Origin of the sequence: Vibrio pelagius (assembly GCF_024347575.1) — a bacterium.
In the GTDB taxonomy this organism is placed as follows: Bacteria; Pseudomonadota; Gammaproteobacteria; order Enterobacterales; family Vibrionaceae; genus Vibrio; species Vibrio pelagius.
The window spans coordinates 1330411-1354880 of the sequence record NZ_AP025503.1 but is presented as its reverse complement, the minus strand read 5'-3'; the positions used below and the strand labels follow the sequence as shown (position 1 = coordinate 1354880).

Sequence of the window (24470 nt, the reverse complement as noted above, 5' to 3'; positions counted from 1 at the left end):
CAACACGTTGAAAAAAATCACATTAGCACTTGCGCTGACTATCGCTCTAACTGGCTGTCAGGCGACTCAGCGTCAAAACGCAACGACAGGTGAATCTGAAACAAACTCTGCGACACAAGGTGCTCTGATCGGTGCTATCGCTGGTGCCGTAGCGGGCGCAGCAACGGGGGATGACTCTAAAGATCGTCGTAAACGTGCACTCATTGGTGCTGCAGGTGGCGCGGCTGTCGGTGGGGGTATTGGTTACTACTTCGACCAACAAGAAGCGGCATTACGCCAAGAGCTACTTAACTCTGGTGTTCAAGTTGAGCGTGTTGGCGAAAACCAACTGCTACTTCGCCTAGAAAACGGCATCGGTTTTGAATCGGGTTCTTACGCTCTTGAGCCAAGCATCCACAAAACACTGCGCGGTGTGGCCCGTATTCTGGTTGAGTACCCTGACACAAGCCTAGTGATCGATGGTCACACAGATAGTACTGGTAGCGAATCTACCAACCAAATCCTATCTGAGCGTCGTGCTGAATCTGTGCGTGCATTCTTGATCTCTCAAGATGTCGCAGCAGGCCGTGCTATTGCTCGTGGTAACGGTGAACGCTACCCAATCTGTGACAATGGCACATCACAAGGTCGAGCATGTAACCGTCGCGTAGAAATACAAATTCTACCGTTGAAATAATCTCGATTAAGCCCAGCCAATCGCTGGGCTTTTTTATAGGAACCACCAAGAAAGATGGATCTATGTTGCACAAGGTCATTTTAATTCCCCTACTTTTTTGTCTTCTTAGCGCCCAATCATTTGCAGAGATAACAAAGCAAGAACTGACTCAGCTTCAAGAGAAGGCTAATCAAGGTAACTCAGAAGACGAGTTTCGTCTGGCACAGATCTACTTGAATGAGCCGAGCATCAAAAACGAAGAAGAGGCTTTCTATTGGTTTTCTCAAGCTGCAGAACAAGGTCACCAGCAAGCTCAACTGCAAACTGCAGATATGCTGCTCACCGGGCATGGAACTCAGAAGGATATTAACGCTGCTGCGCTCTGGTATACACAACTGGCTATTGAAGGCAATCATCAAGCGGCATTCAACTTGGGCGAGCTCTATGAACAAAAACCCGAGTCATTTGATGGACTTGACCAAGCCGGATTGTGGTATCGCCTGGCAAGCTCTCAACTGCCTCAAGCTCAGCAAGCTTATGAACGAGTACTCCAAGCACAATTCAATCAGCGACGCTCACAACAAGTTTCATCATTTAAAGCACTAGATGAGCAATATAGTGAGCAGGCCACGACACAACCAACTCATTCATCTCCCGTAAATGTGTCGTCGACTAGCCAACAAAGCCAAGCTTCTCAAAATCTGACCATTGGTTTCGCTATTGTAATTACCTTGCTGCTTGGCTTAACAGGCTTTCTCATCGCTAAGTTGCGTCAAGGTGACAGTACAAAAACTGAAGACATCAGTCGAGAGCAAATCAAGCTCAAAGATATTCAGCTTAAACAACAAAAGCACCAAATCGCCACACTCTACAAAGAGCTGAAGAAACGACAAGGTAGTAAGAGTCACCACAACCTTCAGCTTGCCTGTGCTGTGTTCGGATACAATGTTTCGGCGATCCCTGAACAAAAGCAGATCAAACTTCGCTACAAGCAACTCTCTAAAATTTATCACCCTGATGGCCAAGGAAGTGATGAAGAGATGAAAAGGTTGAATGCAGCCCTGAAAACAATTTTACAAAATGTTACCAAAACGTAACAAATAAAATCTTTCAGGGATGACTTAGTGCACGGAAACCCATTTCTATTGGTGTCGCAAACGATCTCCCTCTCAAAAACAGGTAACAAACAATTAACTTATTAGTACTACTTGTGTCATAATTCACGCCGAAAATACACCTGACGATACAGGTGAGGAGAGGATATGTTCACAATTGAAGGCGTATGTGATTGGTGTAAAAAGCCAAGCCTAGTAAAAAAACATGACTACCTTGATGGTAAGTCTCATAGTTCATGCGAAAAGTGCAATGACATTGCAACCATGGACGTTCGCCAGTTCAATATTGGCGAAATGGAAATGAGAGCAAAACTCTCCGAGGCAACGAGAAGATAGTAGTCTCAACACGGAAGTAAAAAAGCGCCATCAAGGCGCTTTTTTGATCCTGCTCACTTACCGCATCTATCATCCCTATTCGATACACCATTGCCTCCCTTTCGCTTTAGTCCTTAAACCCTTTTCCCTGCTTAAGAGACCTTCTCTCTCAACAACACCTTTCAACGTTCATACAGTACTTTTATCAAACCACTGTATAAACCTGTATAGAAAAGGTGCTATGGATCTCAAACCTTCTTAATCATGAGAAATTTTGATATTTCAGTCGAATTTAAAAACATAATCTAAAACAATGACTTAATATAAATATCGAGTCAGATTTCGAGGTTTTGCTCAATATTCCCTCAAAAAATTTCTTGATCTTATGTACCATAAAAACTACTGTATACACATACAGCATGTATATAAGGACAGCAAAATGATTCAAGCTCACGTAAAAGCACAACACTCTAGCACGCTAGTTCAATGCGCATTTTCTTCAGCATCACACCTGCCGCAAAGCTCTAATCAATATCGCCACCAAGCAAACTTGCTAGCGCGTATGGCTTTGCTGTCCAATCAAGAACAGTGGTTACTGTTTACTGCTCAAACCCCTCGCCCATCAGCAAAAGAACTCTCTCAGTTCAACATTTGCTGTGAGCGCATCATTCACATGAAACCTTCTCGCCAAATGAGCGAAATGGAGACTGTAGAGAAAGCGATTCGCTCTCGAAACGCGAGTGCCATTATCGCAAGCAACCAAATCGATTCATTTGGTCAACAGTATTTGCGTGAGCTTGCGATCCAATACCAATGTGAAGTCTTCTTTGTTGAACACAACACAACGCATCATGTCCACTAATCAAACACTGTCCGCCCTGCTCTTTACTGTTGAAACCACTGACAGCATTGAGCAGGTTTTTTTGCAATTAATTCAGTGCTAGGAAAGTGCAGATAAAAAAGAGATTTCAAAGAAAAAGGCAAACGTTTGCTTTTTCTCTGGAAGCTGAATTTAGATTGGGTATAATGCCCACCTAATCGAGTGTGTTATGCACTTCTCTGTACGACGTTTGATAAAAGATAGGAATGTCTAAATGAGCCTCGCTGATCAAGTTCTAGCCGTAAATGATGATCTACCCATCCGTACTGATAAACCTGTCCACAGTGGCAAAGTTCGTTCAGTTTACTGGTTAACCGAAGAAGATAGTCAAAGACTAATCAAAGAGAAAGGCTACGATGTCGCGCCTGATGCGCCGTTAGCCATTATGGTAATTAGTGACCGTATCTCTGCATTTGACTGTATTTGGCATGGCGAAGGTGGCTTGAAAGGTGTTCCTGGTAAAGGTGCCGCGCTCAACGCTATCTCTAATCACTGGTTTAAGCTGTTTAAAGACAACGGACTGGCTGATAGCCACATTCTAGATATCCCTCACCCATTCGTTTGGATCGTACAAAAAGCACGCCCTGTTATGATTGAAGCGATTTGTCGCCAATACATTACCGGTTCAATGTGGCGCGCATACGCTAATGGCGAACGTGAATTCTGTGGCATCGAAATGCCAGAAGGTTTAGAGAAAGATAAGAAGCTTCCTGAGCTACTGATCACGCCATCGACCAAGGGTATTCTGAAAGGCATTCCTGGCGTACCAGAAGCAGATGATGTCAACATCACTCGTCAGAACATCGAGCAGAACTTCGCTGCGTTTAACTTCACTAAAGAGAGCGATATTGCTCACTACGAGAAGCTACTCAAAGAAGGCTTTAGCGTGATTAGCGAAGCATTGAGCAAGGTTGATCAGACCTTCGTTGATACCAAGTTTGAGTTTGGTTACGTCAATGATGCTCAGGGCAATGAAAAGCTTATTTACATGGATGAAGTTGGCACGCCAGATTCATCACGTATTTGGGATACTCAAGAGTACAACAAAGGCAACATCGTAGAGAACTCGAAAGAAGGCTTCCGCCAGTTCTTGTTAAACCACTTCCCAGATGCCGATATTCTACTTAACAAAGAGCGTATGCCTGAACGCGAAGCATTAGCACGTGATAACGAACTGCCGCTTGATGCCTTAATGTCCCTGTCTCGCACCTACCTTGATATTGCTGAAAAGATCACAGGCAGTAAGATTGAACTGAGCGAGAATCCAAAACAAGAGATCGTCGACATCCTACGCGCTGAGTACGACCTAATCGACTAACATTCATTTTTATCAATAAGGTTTGTTACTCAAAGGGCCACTTACCACTTTATTAATCAAATAAATGAATTAATGAAGTAGATAAGCGGCCCTTTATCAGCATTAGACTTAATTCGTCATCGAACTCCACGTTGAGATAACGCCTTGCTATCTATAACTTGATTGTGAACTCTTCAGCCGAATTTCCGGTGATCACCAAGTGGCTCCGTGATTCAATGTACTCGATCTGTTCATCTTCCAACGAATATGGCATTACAACTTTCAGTTCGTTGATACCTTCCAACTTTGCCAATTTAAGTAACACTACGATGTTTGATTCGTCACTCTTCCTCGTAGAGAGTGATTTGAGTGCCTTTTCCCATAAACGATCTTCCGGAGTCGATAGATCTTTAATACTATCTTTCCATACTGTACCGAACACAGGGGCAAATGTGGTGAGTGCTTCTAGAAAAGTCCATTTTTTATCGCATGACGCGCCAAGAAAGTTTGTGTAATCAAATTCTACACAGGTCTCTTTTTGTTTATCCATGATGTCCCCCGACACATTGGCAACACAATATACTTTTAATATCCACCAACTCTTTCTATATAGCAATAGGATATAGAAGAATGGTCTTTTATGACCTTTTGATTGGTTAAAATGGCATATAAAAATCAATTTTGTAACAAAAGACGAACTGAAAACTCATATATGCGCCTATTTGATTAATATTTTACAAATTGAAGTAATTCCTCTTATTTCACATCCACAACACGACTTGCTTTCTTATATTGAATGCGCCAACCAGACCAAACTGGTAGCTCCCAACGCTTAGGTGGTGTTTTACGTCCACCGCTCGAGTAATGAACATACACAAGCTTTCTTTGAGGAAGGTATTCAACATCGATATGAAGATCGGCCAATGATAAATGGAAAGGGTATTTTTCTGCAAACTCCTCATATTCCCAATAAGGAATACCGGCAAACGGGATATCTTCTGCGTTGAACATCTCTAATTCATCCACTTGGCTTACACCCAACTCTTCTAACTGCGCAGCAAACCAATCAACAAAGTTGAGCTTTTCAATTTCTTGTGAGTGTTCGTGACTTTCACTCAACCCCATTCGCACATACAGCTGCCAATGTTTGATCTCCTGAGTTCTCTGCTTCGCGAATCCTCGCAAATACTGCTCGCTTACAACCATATCGATGACAGGCTTAAGTGAGAGTTGACCTTGCGCCTCGATCTGCTTGGTGTCGATCACACGACCCGCGTAAACCAGAGACATAACCGTATACACCTGCCCAGAACGGTCTGCTTTCTCTTCAACGACCGTGTCACCTTGCTTCCACTCTCCCAGCTCTTGATCTACAAGCAACGAAAGCGGGAGCGGCGCAACCGTAGTTGCTAAGGTCAATGTCTGCTTTGCCCCTCTTCCCGGTAAACTATAGGTATCGAGCACAAGCAAAGCTTCACTGCCGTCTGGCACTCGATTTTCCCGACCTAACATCACTTCGAGCTGCCCATTGGCGAACGCCTCACGCCGCTTTGTTCGCCGTACAAAAGCCAGCTCAGGGTGCAGACGCAAAATCTCTTTGAGTAAATCGACTCTGTTGAATCGAGAAGCAACCTCCAATTGAGGAAGTTCAAACAGTTCGCGCATCTGTTCCGCTAAACCTTGAGCCTCCAACAGAGCTTGCTTATCAACCGTAACATGAGGGAACTGTTTACCTCGGACGAGACCGATTAGTAAGGCAATGTCGCACCCCTCTTTCTCTTCTTTAAACAGAGCATCCAAATGTTCTGGATTGTTCGGCAGTTGATAAAGTCGAGCGGGAACGGAAAGCGCTGCAGTAAGATCTATCATCGCCTCTTTAAGCGCTTTAGAATTTATCCGAGTAACAATGTCGGCATGCAAGGCGTCAATCGGCAAAGGATACATGCGTTGACCATGCTCTGTCGCCATTCCCTTTTCATCTATCGCCTCCATCAAAAGCAAAGCCTGTTTCGCTTTCAACAATGACTTTTCTGGTAACTCATCTAATAGGTCTAAATCTTCAAACGTCACCTGACAACAAGCTGCCGCTAACATCGGCTCAATCAACTCTTCACGTTGCATCTCTGGTGGTGTAACAAGTTCTAGAGCCGCATGTTCACCAAATAGACGTATACACTGGCCGTCCATAACACGCCCTGCACGACCTGCTCGCTGCTTAGCGCTTGAACGAGATATGGCTTTTAAAGTCAGCGTTGTTCGACCATTGCGCTGCACCGTTCGGCGCTCCAAACCAGAGTCTACCACCAGCGCAATATTCGGGATGGTTAACGAGGTCTCAGCTACGTTGGTCGCCAAAATAACTTTGGTCTTACGCTGTGGTGAATCCAGCGGAATATCGGACAATGCGCGATTGCGCTCGCTATCGGAGACCGACGCATAAAGCGGACAGACTTCAATCTCTTCGATGGCATTCAGCATTTGAGCCGTTTGTAGGATCTCTTTCTTGCCCGGTAGAAAAACAAGAATGTCACCCATGCACGCTTCTAGTTGTTGCTTCACTTCATCAGCAACGCGACGTTCGATATTACGACTATCAGGTAAGTGACGAGAGTCCAGCGCGCGATGTTCAATCGAGACATGATAATTTCGACCTTCACAAGTGATACGCTCTGCATCAAGATAGTGAGCAAGCTTGGCTCCTTCGATTGTTGCAGACGTTACAATTAATCGATGTTGGCTACGCGCTTTTAAGATCGCAACCAGCAAGTCAATGTCCCAGCGACGTTCATGAAACTCATCGACGACCACGATATCAAACGTCTTTAGCCCATCTTCTACTAACCATCGCAGAGCGACGCCGGGAGTGACAAAGGTCACCTGAGTCGATTCGCTGTATTTGGCGTCTAACTTGATCGCATATCCTACGTCTTCTCCCAATGGTTTACCGGAGGAAGTCGCCAAATACTCCGCCAGTGAAGTACATGCAATACGCCTTGGTTCAATCACCAATACTCGACCGTGCTTTGCCGCCCAAACAGGTAAACGCGTCGACTTACCAGAGCCAGTTTCAGCTTCTACAACGAGATGACTTAAAGGAAGGCTTTGATGAAATGCATGTTCATAACAATCGATGGGTAGTAGAGACATAAAAGGTGTTAATAGATAAAAAACGTGAGCTAAGTATACCTAAATCTTCACGCGATATTCGACAAGTGTGGTAAAGCAGTGAGATCATCATTTTGTTTGGTTATATCAGGGATAAACAGTTTACAATTGAATAACTAAACCGTTATCATTTTTCCGTTTTTCTTTCTCCCATATTAGGCTTCCAATGAACAACGACAAACGCCCTCTATACATCCCATATTCGGGTCCTGCACTACTAAGTACTCCTCTTTTAAACAAAGGCAGTGCATTCACCGCTGAAGAGCGTGCTTCTTTTAACCTAGAAGGCCTTCTGCCTGAAAATACAGAAACGATTCAAGAGCAAGTTGGTCGTGCGTACAAGCAGTACTGCAACTTCGAAAGCGACATGGATAAGCACATTTATCTGCGCAACATCCAAGATACTAACGAAACACTCTTCTATCGTTTAGTTCAAAATCATATCTCTGAAATGATGCCAATCATCTACACACCAACTGTAGGTGCGGCATGTGAAAACTTCTCTAACATTTACCGTCGTGGTCGTGGTCTGTTTATCTCTTACCCGAACCGCGATCGTATCGATGACCTACTGAACAATGCGACTAACCACAATGTAAAAGTAATCGTGGTAACGGACGGTGAGCGTATTCTTGGTTTGGGAGACCAAGGTATCGGTGGTATGGGTATTCCAATTGGTAAGCTTTCTCTATACACAGCGTGTGGCGGCATCAGCCCAGCTTACATGCTACCTATCGTTCTTGATGTTGGTACCAACAACCCTCAACGTCTAGCAGACCCAATGTACATGGGCTGGCGCCACCCTCGTATCACAGGCGCAGACTACAACGCATTCGTTGAAGAGTTCATTCAAGCAGTTCAACGCCGTTGGCCAGATGCTTTGGTTCAGTTTGAGGACTTCGCTCAGAAGAACGCAATGCCACTGCTTGAGCGCTACAAAAACCGCATCTGCTGCTTCAACGATGACATTCAAGGCACTGCTGCTGTAACAGTTGGCTCACTATTGGCGGCTTGTAAAGCGGCAGGTAGCAAGCTATCTGAGCAACGTGTGACATTCCTTGGTGCAGGTTCAGCGGGTTGTGGTATCGCAGAAGCGATTATCGCTCAGATGGTGTCTGAAGGTATCAGCGATGCGCAAGCTCGCTCACAAGTTTACATGGTTGACCGTTGGGGTCTTCTACAAGAGGGCATGCCAAACCTACTCGACTTCCAACAACGTCTGGTTCAAACCAAAAAGAACACTGAAGGTTGGGAAACAGAAGGTACTGGTTTCTCTCTATTAGATGTTGTCCGTAACGCGAAGCCTACTGTACTTGTAGGTGTATCTGGGGCACCGGGTCTGTTCAGCAAAGAAGTTATCCAAGAGATGAACCTTCACTGTGAACGCCCAATCGTGTTCCCTCTATCGAACCCAACAAGCCGTGTTGAAGCGACGCCAAACGACATCATTCGCTGGACAGAAGGTCAAGCACTTGTTGCAACAGGTAGCCCGTTTGAGCCAGTGACTCACAAAGGCACGGTTTACCCAATCGCACAGTGTAACAACAGCTACATCTTCCCAGGTATCGGCCTTGGTGTTCTAGCGGTTAATGCTTCTCGCATCACAGACGAAATGCTGATGGAATCAAGCCGTGCGCTAGCGACTTGCTCTCCACTAGCAATCAATGGTTCTGGTGCTCTTCTACCGCCATTGGAAGAGATCCACACGGTATCGAAAAAGATTGCTTTTGCCGTTGGTAAGAAAGCGATCGAGCAAGGTGTTGCACTAGAGATCACAGAAGAAGCGCTACAGCAAGCTATCGACCAACACTTCTGGCAGCCAGTGTACCGTCGCTATAAGCGTACTGCTTTCTAAGTCAGATTGAAGATCATCTCTAAAGCCTCTGCCCAGCAGGGGCTTTTTCTTTATCTAGAGATCACTTAATCGTTCATTTTTATAAGGTATTTTTGGTACTATCGACTATTCGTTAACGATGCTCAGGCGCAAGGACCCTACCTCGAGTGAAATTCAGTTCTTCAAATTTGATTGCACTTTTAAACAAGGCGAGCAAAAAGATCCAAACCACCCTACTTTCCGTGTTTATCATTGTGTTGATTGGGGCAGCGACAGTAATTGCCATTGATTACTGGGTTTCTTGGCAAGCTAAAGGGCGTATCATTACTCAGATTGAAGACGTTCCTCAACGAGAGGTTGCGGTTGTTTTAGGGACAAGTAAGTACCTAGGTCGTACTCTCAACGAATACTATAAGCACCGAATCGACGCCGCTATCGATCTGTATAACCAAGGTACCATCAATCAATTTCTTCTGAGTGGTGACAATGCACACCGCTCTTACAATGAGCCTTGGACCATGAAGCGCGATCTGCTTAAAGCTGGAGTACCTGAAGATCGCATCAATCTCGACTACGCAGGTTTTCGTACCCTTGACTCGATTGTCCGTGCCAAAAAGATTTTTGATACCGATAACTTTCTGATCATCACTCAAAAATTTCACTGTGAACGCGCGCTATTCATCGCGAGCTCTTACGATATTCATGCACAGTGCTTGGCTGTTTCTGGGCCAACTAAACACTCTGGTTTCTCTATTCGACTGCGTGAAGTTTTTGCACGAACCAAAGCATTTTTAGACCTCTACATCATAGGGACCGCACCGAAATTTTTAGGCCCTAAAGAGCCGATTCAACCCAGCGCAACCCCTGAAAACAGTAATCCACAAACCGATGTGTAGAAATCTACACATTTTCGATTTGTCGCCTCACACTTTGCTACACCAAGAACAAAACACATCAACACTCCTTTATTAACTTGAGTAACATTCTGTCAACAAAGTCTGACCCTACATCAAGTCAAACACCTCGAACACAATAAGCGCCACATAAAAAATAGGCGCGCCTAATAACAGAGGTGAAACAAAAGGAGCGCCCTATGACGGCACTTGTTACTACACTGAAACACTGGTTGTTCACCCGCAACAGCATGATCCTAATCGGGAATTTCTTGTTGTTTGCGACCTTGATTAATACCCTGCCATTCGAATCGCAGGTCAACACTGGTCTGAGTATCTTGATCTTTGTTGCCATACTTTGGCTTACAGAGGCGATTCACGTCAGCGTCACAGCACTGCTTGTTCCATTGCTCGCGGTTTTATTTGGTGTCTTTAATACCCCTGCGGCACTGGCAAACTTCTCCAACCCAATTATCTTTCTTTTTCTAGGTGGGTTTGCGTTAGCTGCAGCATTGAATAAGCAAGAGCTCGACAAAGCGATCGCGGACAAAGTACTTCTGATTGCTAGAGGTAAAATGTCAGTGGCAGTTTTCATGCTGTTCGGTGTAAGTGCGGGCCTATCAATGTGGATTTCAAACACCGCCACCACAGCAATGATGTTACCTCTAGTTTTGGGTGTGATGAACAAAGTCGACCAAAGTGAAGACCGCAATACTTATGTATTCGTTCTACTTGGTATCGCTTACTGTGCTTCAATTGGTGGTATCGCAACACTAGTAGGTAGCCCACCGAACGCAATCGCAGCGGCAGAAGTTGGATTAAGCTTTACGGAGTGGATGGCGTTAGGTCTTCCTATCTCTCTCATTCTTCTACCAACTGCAATGGTGATCCTATATGTGATGACTAAGCCGAAACTAAACCACACTTTCGAGCTAGACCATAAGCCAGTGGAGTGGACCAACAGCAAGAAAATCACACTATCCATCTTCTTGCTTACTGTCACTCTGTGGATTTTCGGTAAACCAATCAACGCAATGATCGGTGGCTTTTCGAAATTTGATAGCTTAGTTGCTATTGGCGCTATCGTGCTGCTTGGCGCCTCTCGCGCTGTCGAATGGAAAGATATTGAGAAAACAACAGACTGGGGCGTATTGATCCTGTTTGGCGGCGGTATCTGTCTGAGTAACATCCTTAAAGCGACAGGCACAAGTGTTTTCCTAGCTCACTCTCTAAGTGGTTTCCTAGAGCAGGCTGGCGTGCTTCTGACTATCTTAGCGGTTGTGGCTTTTGTGGTATTCCTAACGGAGTTTGCAAGTAACACAGCAAGTGCAGCACTACTGGTTCCAGTATTCGCAACGATTGCTGAAGCACTAGGTATGTCACCAGTTATCTTGTCTGCACTAATCGCAGTAGCCGCATCATGTGCCTTCATGCTGCCTGTTGCGACACCACCAAACGCAATCGTGTTCGGCTCTGGTCACATCAAACAGAAAGAGATGATGCGTATCGGTATGGTGCTTAACATTGTATGTATTATGGCACTAACACTGTTCGCTTGGATCTTCTGGTAATTCACACTCCTGCTCCACACTAACGGGTTGTGATTCCCCCTAGCAACCCGTTCCATAATCATAGCCTGCCACAGACTGAAAATAAGGCAGGCATGCTTTCCCTTTGGTGGCCTCACGCGCCACCTCTTTTTCGATTCCCTTCGTTACATCCCCCGCTAAATAGCCAGTCAAAACTCTAGTGTTACTGACTCACCACCACTTGGTTTCTGCCTGAATGCTTGGCTTGATAAAGTGCCTCATCTGCCCTAGCAATAGTTTCTGTCATCCGCTCCTGTTTCATTTGGGCAACACCAATACTGCAGGTCAAAGGATCTCCGTGAATCCATAAGTGTTGCCCCACAATAGTTCGAATTTTCTCGGCTTTGGCTTGAGCTTCTGCAATAGAAATTTAGAGCATACTCTAATTTAGAAGGTGCTCAATAAAAGCTCAAACACCTTGTCTCGTATCAATATTACGTACCTAGAGCATCTCTATTTGGTATACTGACTGGATAATCAATGCGGCAAAGGCTACGGCTAGATCGCGAAATAAAATCAAAAACGCACGAGTAATGTCATGTCTTTATTAGCGAAAGGAACACTCAAAAAAATGAGTGCTTCTCTTGATGGTACAGTTACGTATCGTCTACCGGTCGGCGAAGAGTTTGTAGAATTAAACCCTCTGATCGGCAAAACCATTAACCTCACCCACACAGGCAATATTTTCTGCTGCTCTTGCGGTAAGAAAACCAAGAAAAGTTACTCTCAAGGCCACTGCTTTGTTTGCATGAAGAAGCTAGCCAGCTGCGACATGTGCATCATGAAGCCAGAGACTTGTCACTACGACCAAGGAACCTGCCGCGAGCCGCAGTGGGGTGAAGAGAACTGTATGGTTGATCACTTCGTGTATCTATCAAATACCTCAAGTCTAAAGGTAGGGATTACTCGTCATACTCAGATCCCAACACGTTGGATTGACCAAGGTGCTACTCAAGGCCTACCCATCTTGAAAGTGAAGACTCGTCAGATTTCTGGACTGATTGAAGTTGAATTGGCAAAACATATCGCAGATAAAACCAACTGGCGCACACTTTTGAAAGGTGATGGCGACAACATCGAATTGGTTGAACGCGCGAAAGAGTTGCTGCCTCTTGTGGAAGACAAAATTCAGGAAATCAAAGCTACATTTGGTGATGATGCCATTGAGGTTCTGAATGAAAGTATCACACCCCTGAGCTACCCTGTTGAACAACACCCGGTGAAGATCACATCACACAACTTCGACAAAAACCCAGAAGTAAGTGGCGTACTGCAAGGTATTAAAGGCCAATATCTGATTCTTGATACGGGCGTGATCAACATTCGTAAATTCGGCTCTTACGAAGTAGAAGTCTCAGCTTAGTAACATTCCACATAAAAACGCCCAGTGAAAGCTTTCACTGGGCGTTTTTGTTTACTCGGTGTTTTTGCAGCGACTGCTGATTGATCGCAGTTTGACCCTTTATTCTCGCCCTCAGTCTTGAATTAGGTCCACATTAAGTTGATAATATCAACTATAATTCATTTTCAATAGCAACTCGTTGATTGAGGCGTTTTTATGTCGCAAGGTAAGTCACTGGATAGCCTGTTTAAATTGGTGCATGCCGTCAAAAGAAATGTGCATGAAAAGATAGAGGCGTTGGACCTCGATATCGCACCCATGCACGTGCGTGTATTAAAGATCATCACCAAGAAGCCGCAGTGTACTGCTGTTGATATCGCGAACTTTTTGGACCGAGATAAGGCGCAAGTGACTCGCCTTCTCAGTGCCTTAATTAAACAAGAATTGATCGTTAAAGAGCCCAACCCTGAAGACAAGCGCAGTCAATATTTGGCTATCACCGCGCACGGTAAAGCCATTGTTGATCAGCTAACTGAGGTTGATAGCGAGATGTTTGAGAAGATGAAGATAGGCATTAATAGTGATGAGCTCGCAACCTTTGAGCGAGTGGCTAAAGCGATGGCTCAAAATCTCAATTCGAAAGGATAAAAAAACAAAGAGCGCACTATTTTCGAGTGCGCTCTTTTCATTGGATTGTGAATCCAGATTAGTCTTTACGAAGAATGCCTTCCAGCACATTGAACAGTAAATCGATCTCTTCGATTGTGTTGTAGTGCATACAGCCGATTCGAACAACGCCTGTCTCTTCAATACCTAGCTGCTTAACTAAACCAAGTGCGTAAAAGTGTCCATTCCAAACACAGATATTGTGCTCGCCCAGCGCTTTAGCTATCGACTCTGGTGAGTGATCATCGAACGTGATTGCGAACGTCGGTGTACGCAAGTTCGAATCATAAGTCGTTTTACCGTAGAGGCGGACTCCAGTTAGTTCATTCAACCTTTGCAAGAAATACTCACTTAATTGACTCTCATGGCGATTGTACAGTTTGTAACTCTGCTCCAAACGTGTTCTTAGGCTCTCTGCTGGGTCACCACACTGTGCAAGGTAGTCAACCGCGGCAATCACACCTGCTAGCCCTTCAAAACTCTGAGTACCTGTTTCAAAACGACCTGGGCCAACATTGGTGGCAGGTTCCACTTTGTAAGGCTTCAATGTATGTAACCACTGAGGAGCGACATACGCGATACCAACGTGAGGTCCGAAAAACTTGTATGCAGAACACGCTAGAAAATCACAATTAAGTTTCTGTACATCGATCAAGTGGTGAGGTGCATAGTGAACGGCATCCACATAAACCTGCGCACCTTTACTGTGCGCCAGTTCCACGACTTTCTGTACGTCAACAATTGAGCCTGTTGTATTGGAAGCAAAAGTCACCGCAACCAATCGAGTCTTATCACTCAGTAAAGATTCAAAATGCGCCATGTCTAGGCTACAGTCTGATTCGTCTACACGCACTTGATGTACTGCCACGCCTTTATCTTCCGCCGCTTGCTGCCAGCTTGATACGTTAGAGTAGTGATCGAGTGCGGTAACAATGATCTCATCGCCCTCGTTCCAATCACGACTGATTGCTCGGCTCAATTGGAACGTCAGCGAAGTCATGTTGGCACCAAAAACGATGTTGCCAGAAGACTCTGCGTTCAGTAATGCTTGAACCGACTCTCTCGCCTGCTGCATTAACCCTGTTGTTTTCTGGCTCGAAAAGTAGTGTCCACCTAGATTTGAATTAAAATGGCCAAGATACTCAGTCATTGAGGCTAGGACATTTTCAGGGACTTGCGAACCACCAGGCCCATCAAAAAAAGTAACAGGCTTGCCATTATGATATTGGCTTAACGCGCTAAATTGCTGACGAACTTCATTAAGAGTGAAGGACATTACGCTCATCCTTTGCTGTTAGTACGAATACATCCATATGACCCACTTCATCATGGTCAATCGTTCGAATCGGTTGAGCATTGTGCCAAAGCTTGCTGTCTGCGAGCATCGCCACTTCACCATCTTCAAGTACTTTTCTAAAGAATGGCGCTTCGTGGGAGTCTTGGTAAAGCATGATTTCACCACCAACAATGTTGTGGCGGTTCATACCGATCAGTGCGATGTGGTCAAAACCATCTTGGTGCACGCCTTCAGGGGCTACTTGCGTCTCTTCGTAAATTGCTGAGATGCGGATTTGATGAATTTCGATCTCTTGACCGTCTTTCAAACCATTAGTCTCGATGAAGAGCTCACACATCTCTTGCATGCCTTCACTCTGTAGAATGTTGGCTTCAACAGGTTCAAATTCGCGTACTACGTCGCCTTGAAAGTGATTAATATCTTCTGATTGAACAAAGTTGTGCTTGTCCTGTTCCACAACCTTACCACCGCAAAAACGAATTACCGAGTATCTTCTTAGACGAAACTTGCCATCTGCATGTTCAGTGCTTGGTAGCTTTTCAAACGAAGGTGACAACTCTTCAACGGCATGGTTGCTGAGGTGGGTAATATGTAGGGTGTTTTCGTGAGCATGTAACATCATCGACTCCTTAATGAATGTCCACTTTACTTATATTATTTAACTTTTTATTTACATAAATAATACGTGAAGATCTGGTTAAATCAACTTTAAACAACCATTTATTCTGCCATATAGATAAATTTAAAACTTAAATCCAACTTAAGCTCAAAAACCAGTGATTAAAACCAGTTCAAAAGTTGGGCACCTTTAAAATTCAGCACACTTCACTGGATAGTTTTATTCACTATCTTATATAAAAAATACAGCATTTAATTTGGAACGACATCCTCTAATCAAAAAGAAACAATTAAAGGCTTTTCTAGAGGATTGGCATAATGAACCATCGTGACGCATTTGCAGAACTAAGCTCAACACTTGTTGAAGCTTAAGTATTGTACTGCTCCCGCGTTAACTGGACTGATTTCCGCATTCTTGAGAACTTAGAACTTAATAGAGTAATTCAGCCTCCAGCTCTTATTCAGTACAAACTTGTCTTAACTTTAACATACCGTCATTGAGTCAATTTTCTCAGCTTTGTTATTATTGATAGTGTGTACGACGTAAAAGGTGAAACAGATGAACCCCGTTATTCCTATTTTATGTGTTGTTTTTCTCCTTAGTGGATGCCAATTAACTCGTGTGGAAGGAGAGATAGATGATGTGGAAGTGAAGGTGGGCACTAAGGAAAGCGATCATTCTAATGAGAAGTTTTGCCCTCCAGGACAAGCGAAAAAAGGCAGATGTTAAACTTGCTATATAAGTATTAAAAACGAGACCCAACGAATGGAATTTTTCATTCGTTGGGTTTTGCGTTTGAGGTGGTATGGTTAGATTTAGTGGCACCGCTGCTCATACATTAATTCTTCTTGTTATGCGAACGTTTGTCTCGGTTAAGTTCTAACCTATAACCATTAATTACATTTGCGCCCTTGTTAAAACTTTAATTGCCCTCATATTTTCCATACAATCATCAGCGATTATAAATAAAAACGAATTCAACCTCGGAGTCCTCATGAGCGACGTAAAGCATTGTAATTTATTGATTCTTGGTTCTGGCCCTGCCGGCTACACTGCTGCTGTTTACGCAGCTCGTGCTAACCTAAACCCAGTTCTTGTTACCGGTATGCAGCAAGGTGGTCAATTAACAACAACCACTGAAGTTGAAAACTGGCCTGGTGATGCCGAAGGACTAACAGGGCCGGGTCTTATGGAGCGTATGAAAGAGCACGCCGAGCGATTTGAAACTGAAATCCTATTCGACCACATTAACGAAGTGGATCTATCGAAGCGTCCTTTCACACTGAAAGGTGATTCGGGTGAGTACACTTGTGATGCATTGATCATCTCAACGGGTGCTTCAGCGAAATACCTAGGTCTTGAATCTGAAGAAGCATTCAAAGGTCGTGGCGTGTCCGCTTGTGCTACGTGTGATGGTTTCTTCTATCGTAACCAGAAAGTTGCCGTCGTGGGCGGTGGTAACACAGCCGTTGAAGAAGCACTTTACCTTTCAAACATCGCGTCTGAAGTTCACCTAATCCACCGCCGTGACACATTCCGCGCTGAGAAGATCTTGGTTAAGCGTTTAATGGACAAAGTTGAGAACGGTAACATCGTACTTCACACAGACCGCACGCTAGATGAAGTTCTTGGTGACGACATGGGCGTAACAGGCGTTCGCATTAAAGATACTCAGTCTGATAAGACAGAAGATATCGATGTAATGGGCGCGTTTATCGCTATTGGCCACCAGCCAAATACGGGCATCTTCAAAGGCCAACTAGAAATGAAGGACGATTACATTGTTGTTCAATCTGGCTTAGAAGGTAACGCAACTCAAACCAGTATCGAAGGTGTGTTTGCTGCGGGCGACGTAATGGATCACAACTACCGTCAAGCGATCACATCAGCGGGTACAGGCTGTATGGCGGCACTTGATGCGGAACGTTTCCTAGACGGACTGACCGATAAGTAAAACCTCAGTTTTCAATTTTGCCGATTGGCACGCTAAATACTGAGTTTAAATACACTTTGTTATAATTCCCTAGAACCCCGTGGTATATCCACGGGGTTTTCTTTTGTATACTAGCCGCCCTCAACCGAATAATAATTATCATTAAGCCTTCATAATGGATAAGAAAAAACAACGCAGCTTGAATAAATGGCTTAAGCAACAAAGCGGCCTCGCAAAGCGCTGGCTCATGATTGCTATCGGCCTTGGCGTACTTTCAAGCGTGTTCTTGGTGGCGCAAGCTGCCCTTCTCGCCTCTATTCTTCATCAACTGATTATCGAACATGTCGATAAATCTGAGCTAGTCGGCCATTTTGCAGGTCTGGCTCTGTCGGTGGTTGGTCGAGCTGGTTGTACTTGGGGGCGAGAGATCGCCGGTTACCGTTGTGGTGAGCAAGTTCGTGTTTATATCCGTCAACTGATACTCGATAAGCTTCGAGAGCTTGGCCCTGCTTACATCAAAGGCAAGCCTGCAGGCACATGGGCAACGCTATTGCTAGAGCAAGTCGAAGACATGCAAGACTTCTTCTCGCGTTACCTGCCTCAGATGTCTCTTTCGGTGATGATTCCGTTTGTTATCTTGGTGGTGGTTTTCCCAGTGAACTGGGCAGCGGGTCTTATCTTCCTTATAACTGCGCCGCTAGTTCCTATCTTTATGGCACTGGTGGGTATGAAGGCAGCCGATGCCAACCGCAAGAACTTTAAAGCGCTACAGCGATTGTCTGGTCATTTCTACGACCGTCTTCAATCAATGACCACAATTCGCCTGTTTGACCGTACATCAGCGGAAACAGAAGTGCTGCACGGTGCATCAGAAGTCTTCCGCACTCGCACTATGGATGTATTGAAGATCGCTTTCCTATCTTCTGCGGTTCTAGAATTCTTCACGTCGCTTTCTATCGCAATGACCGCGGTTTACTTCGGTTTTACTTACATTGGTGAGCTGAACTTCGGTCACTACGGTGCTGGGGTTACTCTATTCGCTGGTCTGTTTATTTTGATTCTCGCGCCTGAGTTTTACCAACCCCTGCGCGATCTGGGTACCTTCTATCACGCCAAGCAACAAGCGGTAGGTGCTGCAGAGAGCATTGTTGAGTTCCTAGAAACAGACATCAACAAAGTAAAATCAGGTGATACGCAGCTAAACAGCGACGCTGGAATATCCATTGAAGCTCAAGACCTTAAAGTGTTGAGCCCAGAGGGTGTTCAGTTAGTTGGCCCTATCAGCTTTGCACTTAATACTCAGCAATCCACGGCCCTTGTAGGCCCAAGCGGTGCGGGTAAAACGAGTTTGATCAATGCCATTCTTGGTTTCATGCCATATGAAGGAAGCTTGAAAATCAATGGTGTTGAGTTAAGGGAGCTTGATCTTGCGTCTTGGCGTAAAGCGATCAGCTGGGTTGGTCAAAACCCGCTACTATTGCATGGTACCATCCGTGACAATGTCACGCTAGGTAAACAGGACATCAGTGATCAAACTGTTCAACAAGCGCTAGAGCAATCTTTCGCGGATGAGTTTGTTCAAGAACATGGACTGGATTACATGATCTCAGATCGCTCTGGAGGCTTGTCTGTCGGTCAATCTCAGCGTTTAGCGCTTGCTCGTGCGATGATTCAAAATGGTCAATTCTGGTTGCTGGATGAACCAACTGCCAGCCTAGATACGCGCAGTGAAAAACTGGTCATGCAAGGCATCAACAACCGCATCCAAAACAACACAGCCCTACTCGTGACGCACCAACTGGCGCCACTTCAATCGGTAGATAACATCTTAGTTTTACGCGACGGTACGCTCGTCGAGCAAGGCAGTTTCAATGAGCTGTCTCAGTCTGGCGGTCTTTTTCAAGAGATGCTAAGCGCGAATTTGGCTCAACAAGATAATAAGGGTAATTTAGATGCGTGATTTACTGCCTTACCTGAAACTATATAAGAAACATTGGTTTGGGCTGTCTTTGGGCATGCTCCTAGCGTTCTTAACTTTAGCCGCGTCTATCGGTTTGTTGACCCTGTCTGGTTGGTTCATTTCCGCTTCTGCGGTTGCTGGCCTGACGATCGCTCGTGAAACCTTTAACTACATGTTGCCAGGTGGCGGCGTGCGTGGTCTTGCAATGAGCCGTACCGCTGGCCGTTGGGGTGAGCGTGTAGTGAGCCACAATGCGACCTTCAAGCTGTTAACTGATCTACGTATCTTCTTCTTCAAAAAGCTGGCACCGCTTATCCCAGGTCGTATTTCAAATCTGCGTGATGCTGACCTACTTAACCGCTTAGTTGCTGATGTCGATGCAATGGACCATGTTTACCTACGACTGGTCAGCCCGGTGACAGTCGGTGTGTTAGGCATCTTCTTCCTAACCGCATTTTTGATGTGGTTTGATAGCTCTCTGGGCTTAATCTTAGGCTCTATCCTATTGATCATGTTGATCATCTGGCCGGTATTGTTCTACAAGCTGGGTCAACGCAACGGTGGCGAGCTAACTCAGAACAAAGCCGAGCTACGTGTTACCACATTGGATTGGATTGAAGGCTATAGCGAACTAACCCTGTTTGGCGCTGAAGAACGCTATCGCAATGCGATTCTGAACACGCAACAAAAGCTAATGGCGAATCAGTTCGTCAATGCCAACCTAACGGGTATGGCGTCAGCGGCATTGATGCTGTTCAACGGCTTAACTTTAGTGCTGATGTTGTGGCTTGCTGCAGACGGTGTTGGTGGCAACGCACCAGACCCACTGATCGCGTTGATGGCGTTCGCAACAATGGCAAGCTTTGAACTGCTAATGCCTATCGCAGGCGCGTTCCAACACTTGGGTCAAACGTTAACTTCGGCGCGTCGCTTGAATGAAGTAATTTTGTCTGAGCCAGAAGTTCAATTCAACGATAGCAAGCTTGATATTGACCAACCGTTGGATATTCAATTCAACGCGGTGTCATTCCAATATCCAGACTCTGAGCGCACGGTATTGAACTCGGTCGACCTATCGATTCCAGCGAACAACAAAGTGGCGATTGTCGGCCAAACAGGTTCAGGCAAGTCGACTTTGATTCAGTTGCTGACTCGCTATTGGGATCCAAAACGTGGCGTGATTTCGATTGCGGGTATCGACCTCACCCAATGGAATGAGAGCCAGCTACGTGAATCCATCAGTGTGGTAAGCCAGCGTGTTGATATCCTCAATGGTAGCCTGCGTGACAACCTACTTATTGCCAAGCCGCAAGCTAGCGACGAAGAGCTGAAAAGCATTCTGTCGAGCGTTGGTCTTGAGAAACTGCTTGAAGACAATGCACTCGATGCATGGCTAGGAGACGGAGGTCGTCAGCTTTCTGGTGGCGAGAAGCGTCGTATCGGCATTGCACGTGCCATTCTTCACGATGCCCCTATCCTACTGTTGGATGAGCCTACCGAAGGCTTAGATAAGCAGACAGAGAAAAGCATCATGGCGCTGTTTGAGCAGCACTTCGAAGGCAAGACGGTTATCTTCATTACTCACCGTTTGATTGGACTAGAGGAGATGGATTCTATCGTCTTGATTGAGCAGGGTGAGATTGTCGAGCAAGGCTCTCATAGTGAGCTACTGTCGGCTGAAGGTCGTTACTTCCAACTTCGACAAGCCATCTAAAAACAGAGTCTCTACTATCGAGATACAACGACAAAGCCCGAGCACATTGTACTCGGGCTTTTTAGTGTCTCACCTTCAACTACTCTGTAGTGTTATACCAATCGTAGTAAATAATTGCTCACCCTAGCTTGTTAAAATGCTCGATAACTACGTTAGAATTTTTGATTGTAGAATAACTACTTATCGAAACTCTCTGTTGCAGAAAAGCTGCCTTGTTCTCAAGCCTTTTTCCTGCGCTATTTTTGATCACCTATTTACTGTGATTGGTATTATTCTCACACTGTGAAGCCGCCATACACATGAAAAAGTTAGCAACGACAATTCGCCCACTACGTAAGGCAGCTCAACACTACCCCCTCACTTTCTACGAATATGATTTACTAGCAAACAAAACGCAACGAGTTGCTTATAATTCTGGGTGCAGCACATTTCTATGATCAACTTTCGAAGATAATACGTATCGATCGTTCTTAAGGAAAGACCTCCCCCAAAAACAATAATGGAGAACAAAGTATGTCTTTACGATTAATCGCAACCACCGTCGCTCTTCTCGGTGCGAGTTTTACTGCTCAAGCGGCTTCTGATTGTGAAATATCAATTGATGCCAGTGATCAAATGAAGTTTTCAACAGATACCCTAAGCGTGCCTGCTAGCTGCAAAGAAGTGACGCTAACACTGAACCACACTGGTTCTTTACCTGCACAATCAATGGGTCACAACGTTGTCATCACTGATACGGCATCGGTTCAAGCCGTCGGTATTGATGGCATGTCTGCTGGTCTAGATAACAACTACGTAAAACCGGGCGATGATCGTGTGTACGCCTTTACGCGCATTATTGGTGGGGGCGAATCAGCTTCTGTTACGTTCAGCACTGAGAAAATGCAAGCTGGTGGTGACTACTCGTTTATCTGTTCTTTCCCAGGCCACTGGGCGATCATGAAAGGTAAGTTTGAGTTTAAATAATCAACTTAGAAATTGATTCCAAAAGTAGATATTAAAAAGCCCCAACCTAAATCTAGGTTGGGGCTTTGTTCTATTGGGTTCGTTTACAGCTTGAAGCGGCTGATTTCGTTCTCTAGTTCATGAGAAAGTTCAGACAGTTGAGCCGCTTGCTCTGCAGCTTGGTGCGCTTCATCAGCCAGTTCATTTGACACGTCACGAATACCTTCAGTATTGCGAGTAATCTCAGACGTTACCGATGCTTGCTCTTCTGCCGCAGAAGCAATTTGTGTCGCCATGTCACTGATACGTTCAACCGCAGCGTGAATCTGCGTTAGGCTCGCGGCAGCAGAGTTTGCATCATCTACACTGGTTTCAGCGAGCGAACGGCTATCGTTCATGATACTAACCGCTTTACCGGTTGTGCCTTGAAGCAGTTCAATGGTTTGTTGGATTTCTTGCGTAGAGCCGTGTGTGCGTTGGCTTAGAACACGCACTTCATCAGCTACGACAGCAAAGCCACGACCTTGTTCACCAGCACGTGCCGCTTCAATCGCCGCGTTCAATGCCAGAAGGTTAGTCTGCTCTGCAATACCTTGAATGTTCGAAAGAATCGCGTTGATGCTGTTACCGTGTTCTTCTAGCTCAATAATAACATTGGTTGCTACTTGAACTTCTTGCGCAAGGTTCTGAATCGAGTTTTGAGTTTGAGTCACTTGACCCGTACCGTGCTCACATGCCCCTACCGCTTCTGATGAGTTCTGTGCGGTGTGATCTGCGTTGCCTGCGATCTCTTGAGTAGCTGCAGCCATTTCATTTACGGCAGTCGCAACCATGTTGATCTCATCTTGTTGCATCTGGATACGAGCACTACGTTCTTCCGCTTGAGAAGCGGTTTGACGAGCTTGGTTCGCCAGAGAAGCCGATACTTCACTCAGCTTGAGTACCATAGTATGCATATTGCCCACAAAGCGGTTAAAGTTTTCAGCCAGTTGACCAATCTCATCATCGCTCTTAGGTTCAAGACGTTGAGTTAAATCGCCTTCACCTGATGCAATTTCTTCAAGAGCAAGAGATACGCGGTTAAGGTCACGGAACAAGAAGCCTACTAGCCAAGACACTAGTGCGATAACCACTAAAGTGATGATGACAGCAGTCGTGATTAACTGAGTAAGAAGTGTTGAGTGGCTCGCTTCTTCTGTTGCGCGATCCATTTGAACCGCAAAGATCCAGTTCGTGTCTGGCACTTTAGTGAAGTAAAGCAGCTTCTCTTTACCACCTTCGTTAATGACCTCGATACTACCGGTACGAACTGCGTTCTCAATAGTCGACATCGAGATATCGTTAGACAGTTCGCTCACTGACTTTAAGCTCAATGCTGAATTTGGGTGTGCTAAGAATGTACCGTCTGTTGCATCGATCAACATTGCGTATGCGTTGTCGCCTACATCAAGGCTGATTACATCGCTAACCAGTTGATCAATCAATACGTCGGCTCCAACAACACCAACGAATTGACCATTCTTACGTACAGGTTCAGCGATTGTTACTAGAAGCGCTTTAGTGATCGCATCCGTGTACGCCGTTGTGATGATCTGCTTACCTGCAGCGTTTGCTTCTTGATACCAAGGACGTTGGCGTGGGTCATAGCCTGCGCGGTTACGCTCTGGATGAGAGCGGTACATACCACCTTCTGGTGTACCAAGGAAAATATCGTCAAAGCCACCCGCAATGCGAGCTTGTTTTAGATAGGGAACAACATCGCTCTCTTGCGAAAAATCATTAAATGCAGATGCAATGTCTCTACGAATATCAATCCAATTTTTAATACCTTCAGAAGCTGCTTCCGAGACACTTTCTGCTCGCGTGTAAATACCGCTACGAGTTTGTTCAAATAGTTGGTTTGCAGAGAGCCATGTCAACACAGTTGCCATAACTACCACTGCTGATAAGCTTGCGCCTATCAACTTTTGCTTTAATGTTAGTTTCATACTTAGTACACAAGTGGTTGGAAAACCCGCGCATACTAACCAAATTAATAACCAAATTCGAGCATTATTAACAAATAAATATGCAACCTAACGGTCACTAAATTCAAAATTTTATAAAATGACAAAAGCTTGTCACTTCGCCAATTTTACAACACTCAAATTGCTCTCTTTTTCGCTTATAAACCCTGTAAATTTTGTGTATTAAAAAGGCGAAAGAGCATCACTCTTTCGCCTCATATTTAGATTACTTCAAGTCTATTTTA

General features: G+C 45.0%; 19 protein-coding genes and 1 pseudogene. 14 read left to right on the top strand and 6 right to left on the bottom strand.

Annotated features, from left to right (window positions below):
* Positions 1 to 7: 7 nt before the first annotated feature.
* The 5 genes from vsple_RS06080 (at position 8) to vsple_RS06060 (ending at position 4283) form a co-directional block, all read left to right on the top strand.
* Positions 8 to 676, top strand: a complete 669-nt coding sequence (locus vsple_RS06080; protein ID WP_032549227.1) for a YiaD family glycine zipper/OmpA-like lipoprotein — start codon at positions 8 to 10, stop codon at positions 674 to 676.
* 62 nt (positions 677 to 738) lie between these two features.
* Positions 739 to 1752, top strand: coding sequence for a J domain-containing protein (locus vsple_RS06075; RefSeq protein WP_255230877.1), 1014 nt, complete (start codon positions 739 to 741; stop codon positions 1750 to 1752).
* A 165-nt stretch (positions 1753 to 1917) separates the two neighbouring features.
* Positions 1918 to 2106: a hypothetical protein gene (locus tag vsple_RS06070; RefSeq protein WP_255230878.1), complete on the top strand. Its 189-nt coding sequence runs from the start codon at positions 1918 to 1920 to the stop codon at positions 2104 to 2106.
* A 418-nt stretch (positions 2107 to 2524) separates the two neighbouring features.
* Entirely contained in the window at positions 2525 to 2947 is a 423-nt protein-coding gene (locus vsple_RS06065; RefSeq protein WP_261882971.1) for a SulA-like leucine-rich domain-containing protein, read from the top strand.
* Between the two features lie 232 nt (positions 2948 to 3179).
* Positions 3180 to 4283 (top strand): phosphoribosylaminoimidazolesuccinocarboxamide synthase, encoded by a 1104-nt coding sequence (locus tag vsple_RS06060; RefSeq protein WP_261882970.1) that lies wholly within the window; start codon positions 3180 to 3182, stop codon positions 4281 to 4283.
* A 151-nt stretch (positions 4284 to 4434) separates the two neighbouring features.
* On the opposite strand, the gene vsple_RS06055 is transcribed toward vsple_RS06060, so the two are convergent.
* Positions 4435 to 4812, bottom strand: a complete 378-nt coding sequence (locus vsple_RS06055; RefSeq protein ID WP_255230881.1) for a transporter — start codon at positions 4810 to 4812, stop codon at positions 4435 to 4437.
* Between the two features lie 206 nt (positions 4813 to 5018).
* The gene (locus vsple_RS06050; protein WP_261882969.1) at positions 5019 to 7409 is read right to left on the bottom strand and encodes a helicase-related protein; all 2391 of its coding nucleotides are present in this window, start codon (positions 7407 to 7409) and stop codon (positions 5019 to 5021) included.
* Between the two features lie 184 nt (positions 7410 to 7593).
* On the opposite strand from vsple_RS06050, the gene vsple_RS06045 reads away from it, so the two are divergent.
* The 3 genes from vsple_RS06045 to vsple_RS06035 all read left to right on the top strand — a co-directional run bounded on the left by vsple_RS06045 (position 7594) and on the right by vsple_RS06035 (position 11725).
* Complete coding sequence (locus vsple_RS06045) at positions 7594 to 9282, top strand: NAD-dependent malic enzyme (RefSeq protein ID WP_255230883.1); 1689 nt, start codon at positions 7594 to 7596, stop codon at positions 9280 to 9282.
* Positions 9283 to 9428: 146 nt separating this feature from the next.
* Positions 9429 to 10157, top strand: coding sequence for a SanA/YdcF family protein (locus tag vsple_RS06040; RefSeq protein ID WP_261882968.1), 729 nt, complete (start codon positions 9429 to 9431; stop codon positions 10155 to 10157).
* Between the two features lie 197 nt (positions 10158 to 10354).
* Positions 10355 to 11725 (top strand): SLC13 family permease, encoded by a 1371-nt coding sequence (locus vsple_RS06035; protein ID WP_261882967.1) that lies wholly within the window; start codon positions 10355 to 10357, stop codon positions 11723 to 11725.
* A gap of 181 nt (positions 11726 to 11906) precedes the next feature.
* Here vsple_RS06035 and vsple_RS06030 read toward each other — a convergent pair.
* Positions 11907 to 12101 (bottom strand): annotated as a pseudogene (locus vsple_RS06030) (diguanylate cyclase domain-containing protein); the annotation flags it as partial.
* A gap of 180 nt (positions 12102 to 12281) precedes the next feature.
* Between vsple_RS06030 and vsple_RS06025 the strand changes: the two are divergent.
* Complete coding sequence (locus vsple_RS06025; RefSeq protein WP_255230887.1) at positions 12282 to 13106, top strand: DUF2797 domain-containing protein; 825 nt, start codon at positions 12282 to 12284, stop codon at positions 13104 to 13106.
* 195 nt (positions 13107 to 13301) lie between these two features.
* Complete coding sequence (locus vsple_RS06020) at positions 13302 to 13733, top strand: MarR family winged helix-turn-helix transcriptional regulator (RefSeq protein WP_261882966.1); 432 nt, start codon at positions 13302 to 13304, stop codon at positions 13731 to 13733.
* A 58-nt stretch (positions 13734 to 13791) separates the two neighbouring features.
* On the opposite strand, the gene vsple_RS06015 is transcribed toward vsple_RS06020, so the two are convergent.
* Both vsple_RS06015 and vsple_RS06010 read right to left on the bottom strand, forming a co-directional pair.
* Positions 13792 to 15027, bottom strand: coding sequence for a cysteine desulfurase-like protein (locus vsple_RS06015; protein WP_261882965.1), 1236 nt, complete (start codon positions 15025 to 15027; stop codon positions 13792 to 13794).
* A complete protein-coding gene (locus vsple_RS06010) occupies positions 15011 to 15667 on the bottom strand; it encodes a 2OG-Fe dioxygenase family protein (RefSeq protein WP_255231749.1) in 657 nt (218 codons plus the stop codon). Before vsple_RS06010 ends, vsple_RS06015 begins: the two co-directional genes overlap by 17 nt.
* Before the next feature lie 994 nt (positions 15668 to 16661).
* Here vsple_RS06010 and trxB point away from each other — a divergent pair.
* The 4 genes from trxB to azu all read left to right on the top strand — a co-directional run bounded on the left by trxB (position 16662) and on the right by azu (position 22240).
* Positions 16662 to 17621 (top strand): thioredoxin-disulfide reductase, encoded by a 960-nt coding sequence (gene trxB, locus vsple_RS06005; protein WP_255230891.1) that lies wholly within the window; start codon positions 16662 to 16664, stop codon positions 17619 to 17621.
* A 154-nt stretch (positions 17622 to 17775) separates the two neighbouring features.
* Entirely contained in the window at positions 17776 to 19560 is a 1785-nt protein-coding gene (cydD, locus tag vsple_RS06000) for a heme ABC transporter permease/ATP-binding protein CydD (RefSeq protein WP_261882964.1), read from the top strand.
* Entirely contained in the window at positions 19553 to 21274 is a 1722-nt protein-coding gene (gene cydC, locus vsple_RS05995; protein WP_261882963.1) for a heme ABC transporter ATP-binding protein/permease CydC, read from the top strand. The genes cydD and cydC overlap by 8 nt, the downstream gene beginning before the upstream one ends.
* 513 nt (positions 21275 to 21787) lie before the next feature.
* On the top strand, positions 21788 to 22240 hold the full coding sequence (gene azu / locus vsple_RS05990; RefSeq protein ID WP_261882962.1) for an azurin: 453 nt from the start codon (positions 21788 to 21790) through the stop codon (positions 22238 to 22240).
* A gap of 83 nt (positions 22241 to 22323) precedes the next feature.
* Here the strand turns inward: azu and vsple_RS05985 are convergent, their stop codons facing one another.
* Positions 22324 to 24207 carry a methyl-accepting chemotaxis protein gene (locus tag vsple_RS05985; RefSeq protein ID WP_261882961.1) on the bottom strand — a complete coding sequence of 628 codons (1884 nt, stop codon included), beginning with the start codon at positions 24205 to 24207 and terminating at the stop codon, positions 22324 to 22326.
* Between the last annotated feature and the right edge of the window lie 263 nt (positions 24208 to 24470).

What these genes read in the sequence shown, in the direction of transcription:
- vsple_RS06075 (WP_255230877.1), top strand. Translation starts at nt 739, where the DNA reads ATGTTGCACAAGGTCATTTTAATTCCCCTACTTTTTTGTCTTCTTAGC.
- vsple_RS06070 (WP_255230878.1), top strand. Translation starts at nt 1,918, where the DNA reads ATGTTCACAATTGAAGGCGTATGTGATTGGTGTAAAAAGCCAAGCCTA.
- vsple_RS06065 (WP_261882971.1), top strand. Translation starts at nt 2,525, where the DNA reads ATGATTCAAGCTCACGTAAAAGCACAACACTCTAGCACGCTAGTTCAA.
- vsple_RS06060 (WP_261882970.1), top strand. Translation starts at nt 3,180, where the DNA reads ATGAGCCTCGCTGATCAAGTTCTAGCCGTAAATGATGATCTACCCATC.
- vsple_RS06055 (WP_255230881.1), bottom strand. Translation starts at nt 4,812, where the DNA reads ATGGATAAACAAAAAGAGACCTGTGTAGAATTTGATTACACAAACTTT.
- vsple_RS06050 (WP_261882969.1), bottom strand. Translation starts at nt 7,409, where the DNA reads ATGTCTCTACTACCCATCGATTGTTATGAACATGCATTTCATCAAAGC.
- vsple_RS06045 (WP_255230883.1), top strand. Translation starts at nt 7,594, where the DNA reads ATGAACAACGACAAACGCCCTCTATACATCCCATATTCGGGTCCTGCA.
- vsple_RS06035 (WP_261882967.1), top strand. Translation starts at nt 10,355, where the DNA reads ATGACGGCACTTGTTACTACACTGAAACACTGGTTGTTCACCCGCAAC.
- vsple_RS06025 (WP_255230887.1), top strand. Translation starts at nt 12,282, where the DNA reads ATGTCTTTATTAGCGAAAGGAACACTCAAAAAAATGAGTGCTTCTCTT.
- vsple_RS06020 (WP_261882966.1), top strand. Translation starts at nt 13,302, where the DNA reads ATGTCGCAAGGTAAGTCACTGGATAGCCTGTTTAAATTGGTGCATGCC.
- vsple_RS06015 (WP_261882965.1), bottom strand. Translation starts at nt 15,027, where the DNA reads ATGTCCTTCACTCTTAATGAAGTTCGTCAGCAATTTAGCGCGTTAAGC.
- vsple_RS06010 (WP_255231749.1), bottom strand. Translation starts at nt 15,667, where the DNA reads ATGTTACATGCTCACGAAAACACCCTACATATTACCCACCTCAGCAAC.
- trxB (WP_255230891.1), top strand. Translation starts at nt 16,662, where the DNA reads ATGAGCGACGTAAAGCATTGTAATTTATTGATTCTTGGTTCTGGCCCT.
- cydD (WP_261882964.1), top strand. Translation starts at nt 17,776, where the DNA reads ATGGATAAGAAAAAACAACGCAGCTTGAATAAATGGCTTAAGCAACAA.
- cydC (WP_261882963.1), top strand. Translation starts at nt 19,553, where the DNA reads ATGCGTGATTTACTGCCTTACCTGAAACTATATAAGAAACATTGGTTT.
- azu (WP_261882962.1), top strand. Translation starts at nt 21,788, where the DNA reads ATGTCTTTACGATTAATCGCAACCACCGTCGCTCTTCTCGGTGCGAGT.
- vsple_RS05985 (WP_261882961.1), bottom strand. Translation starts at nt 24,207, where the DNA reads ATGAAACTAACATTAAAGCAAAAGTTGATAGGCGCAAGCTTATCAGCA.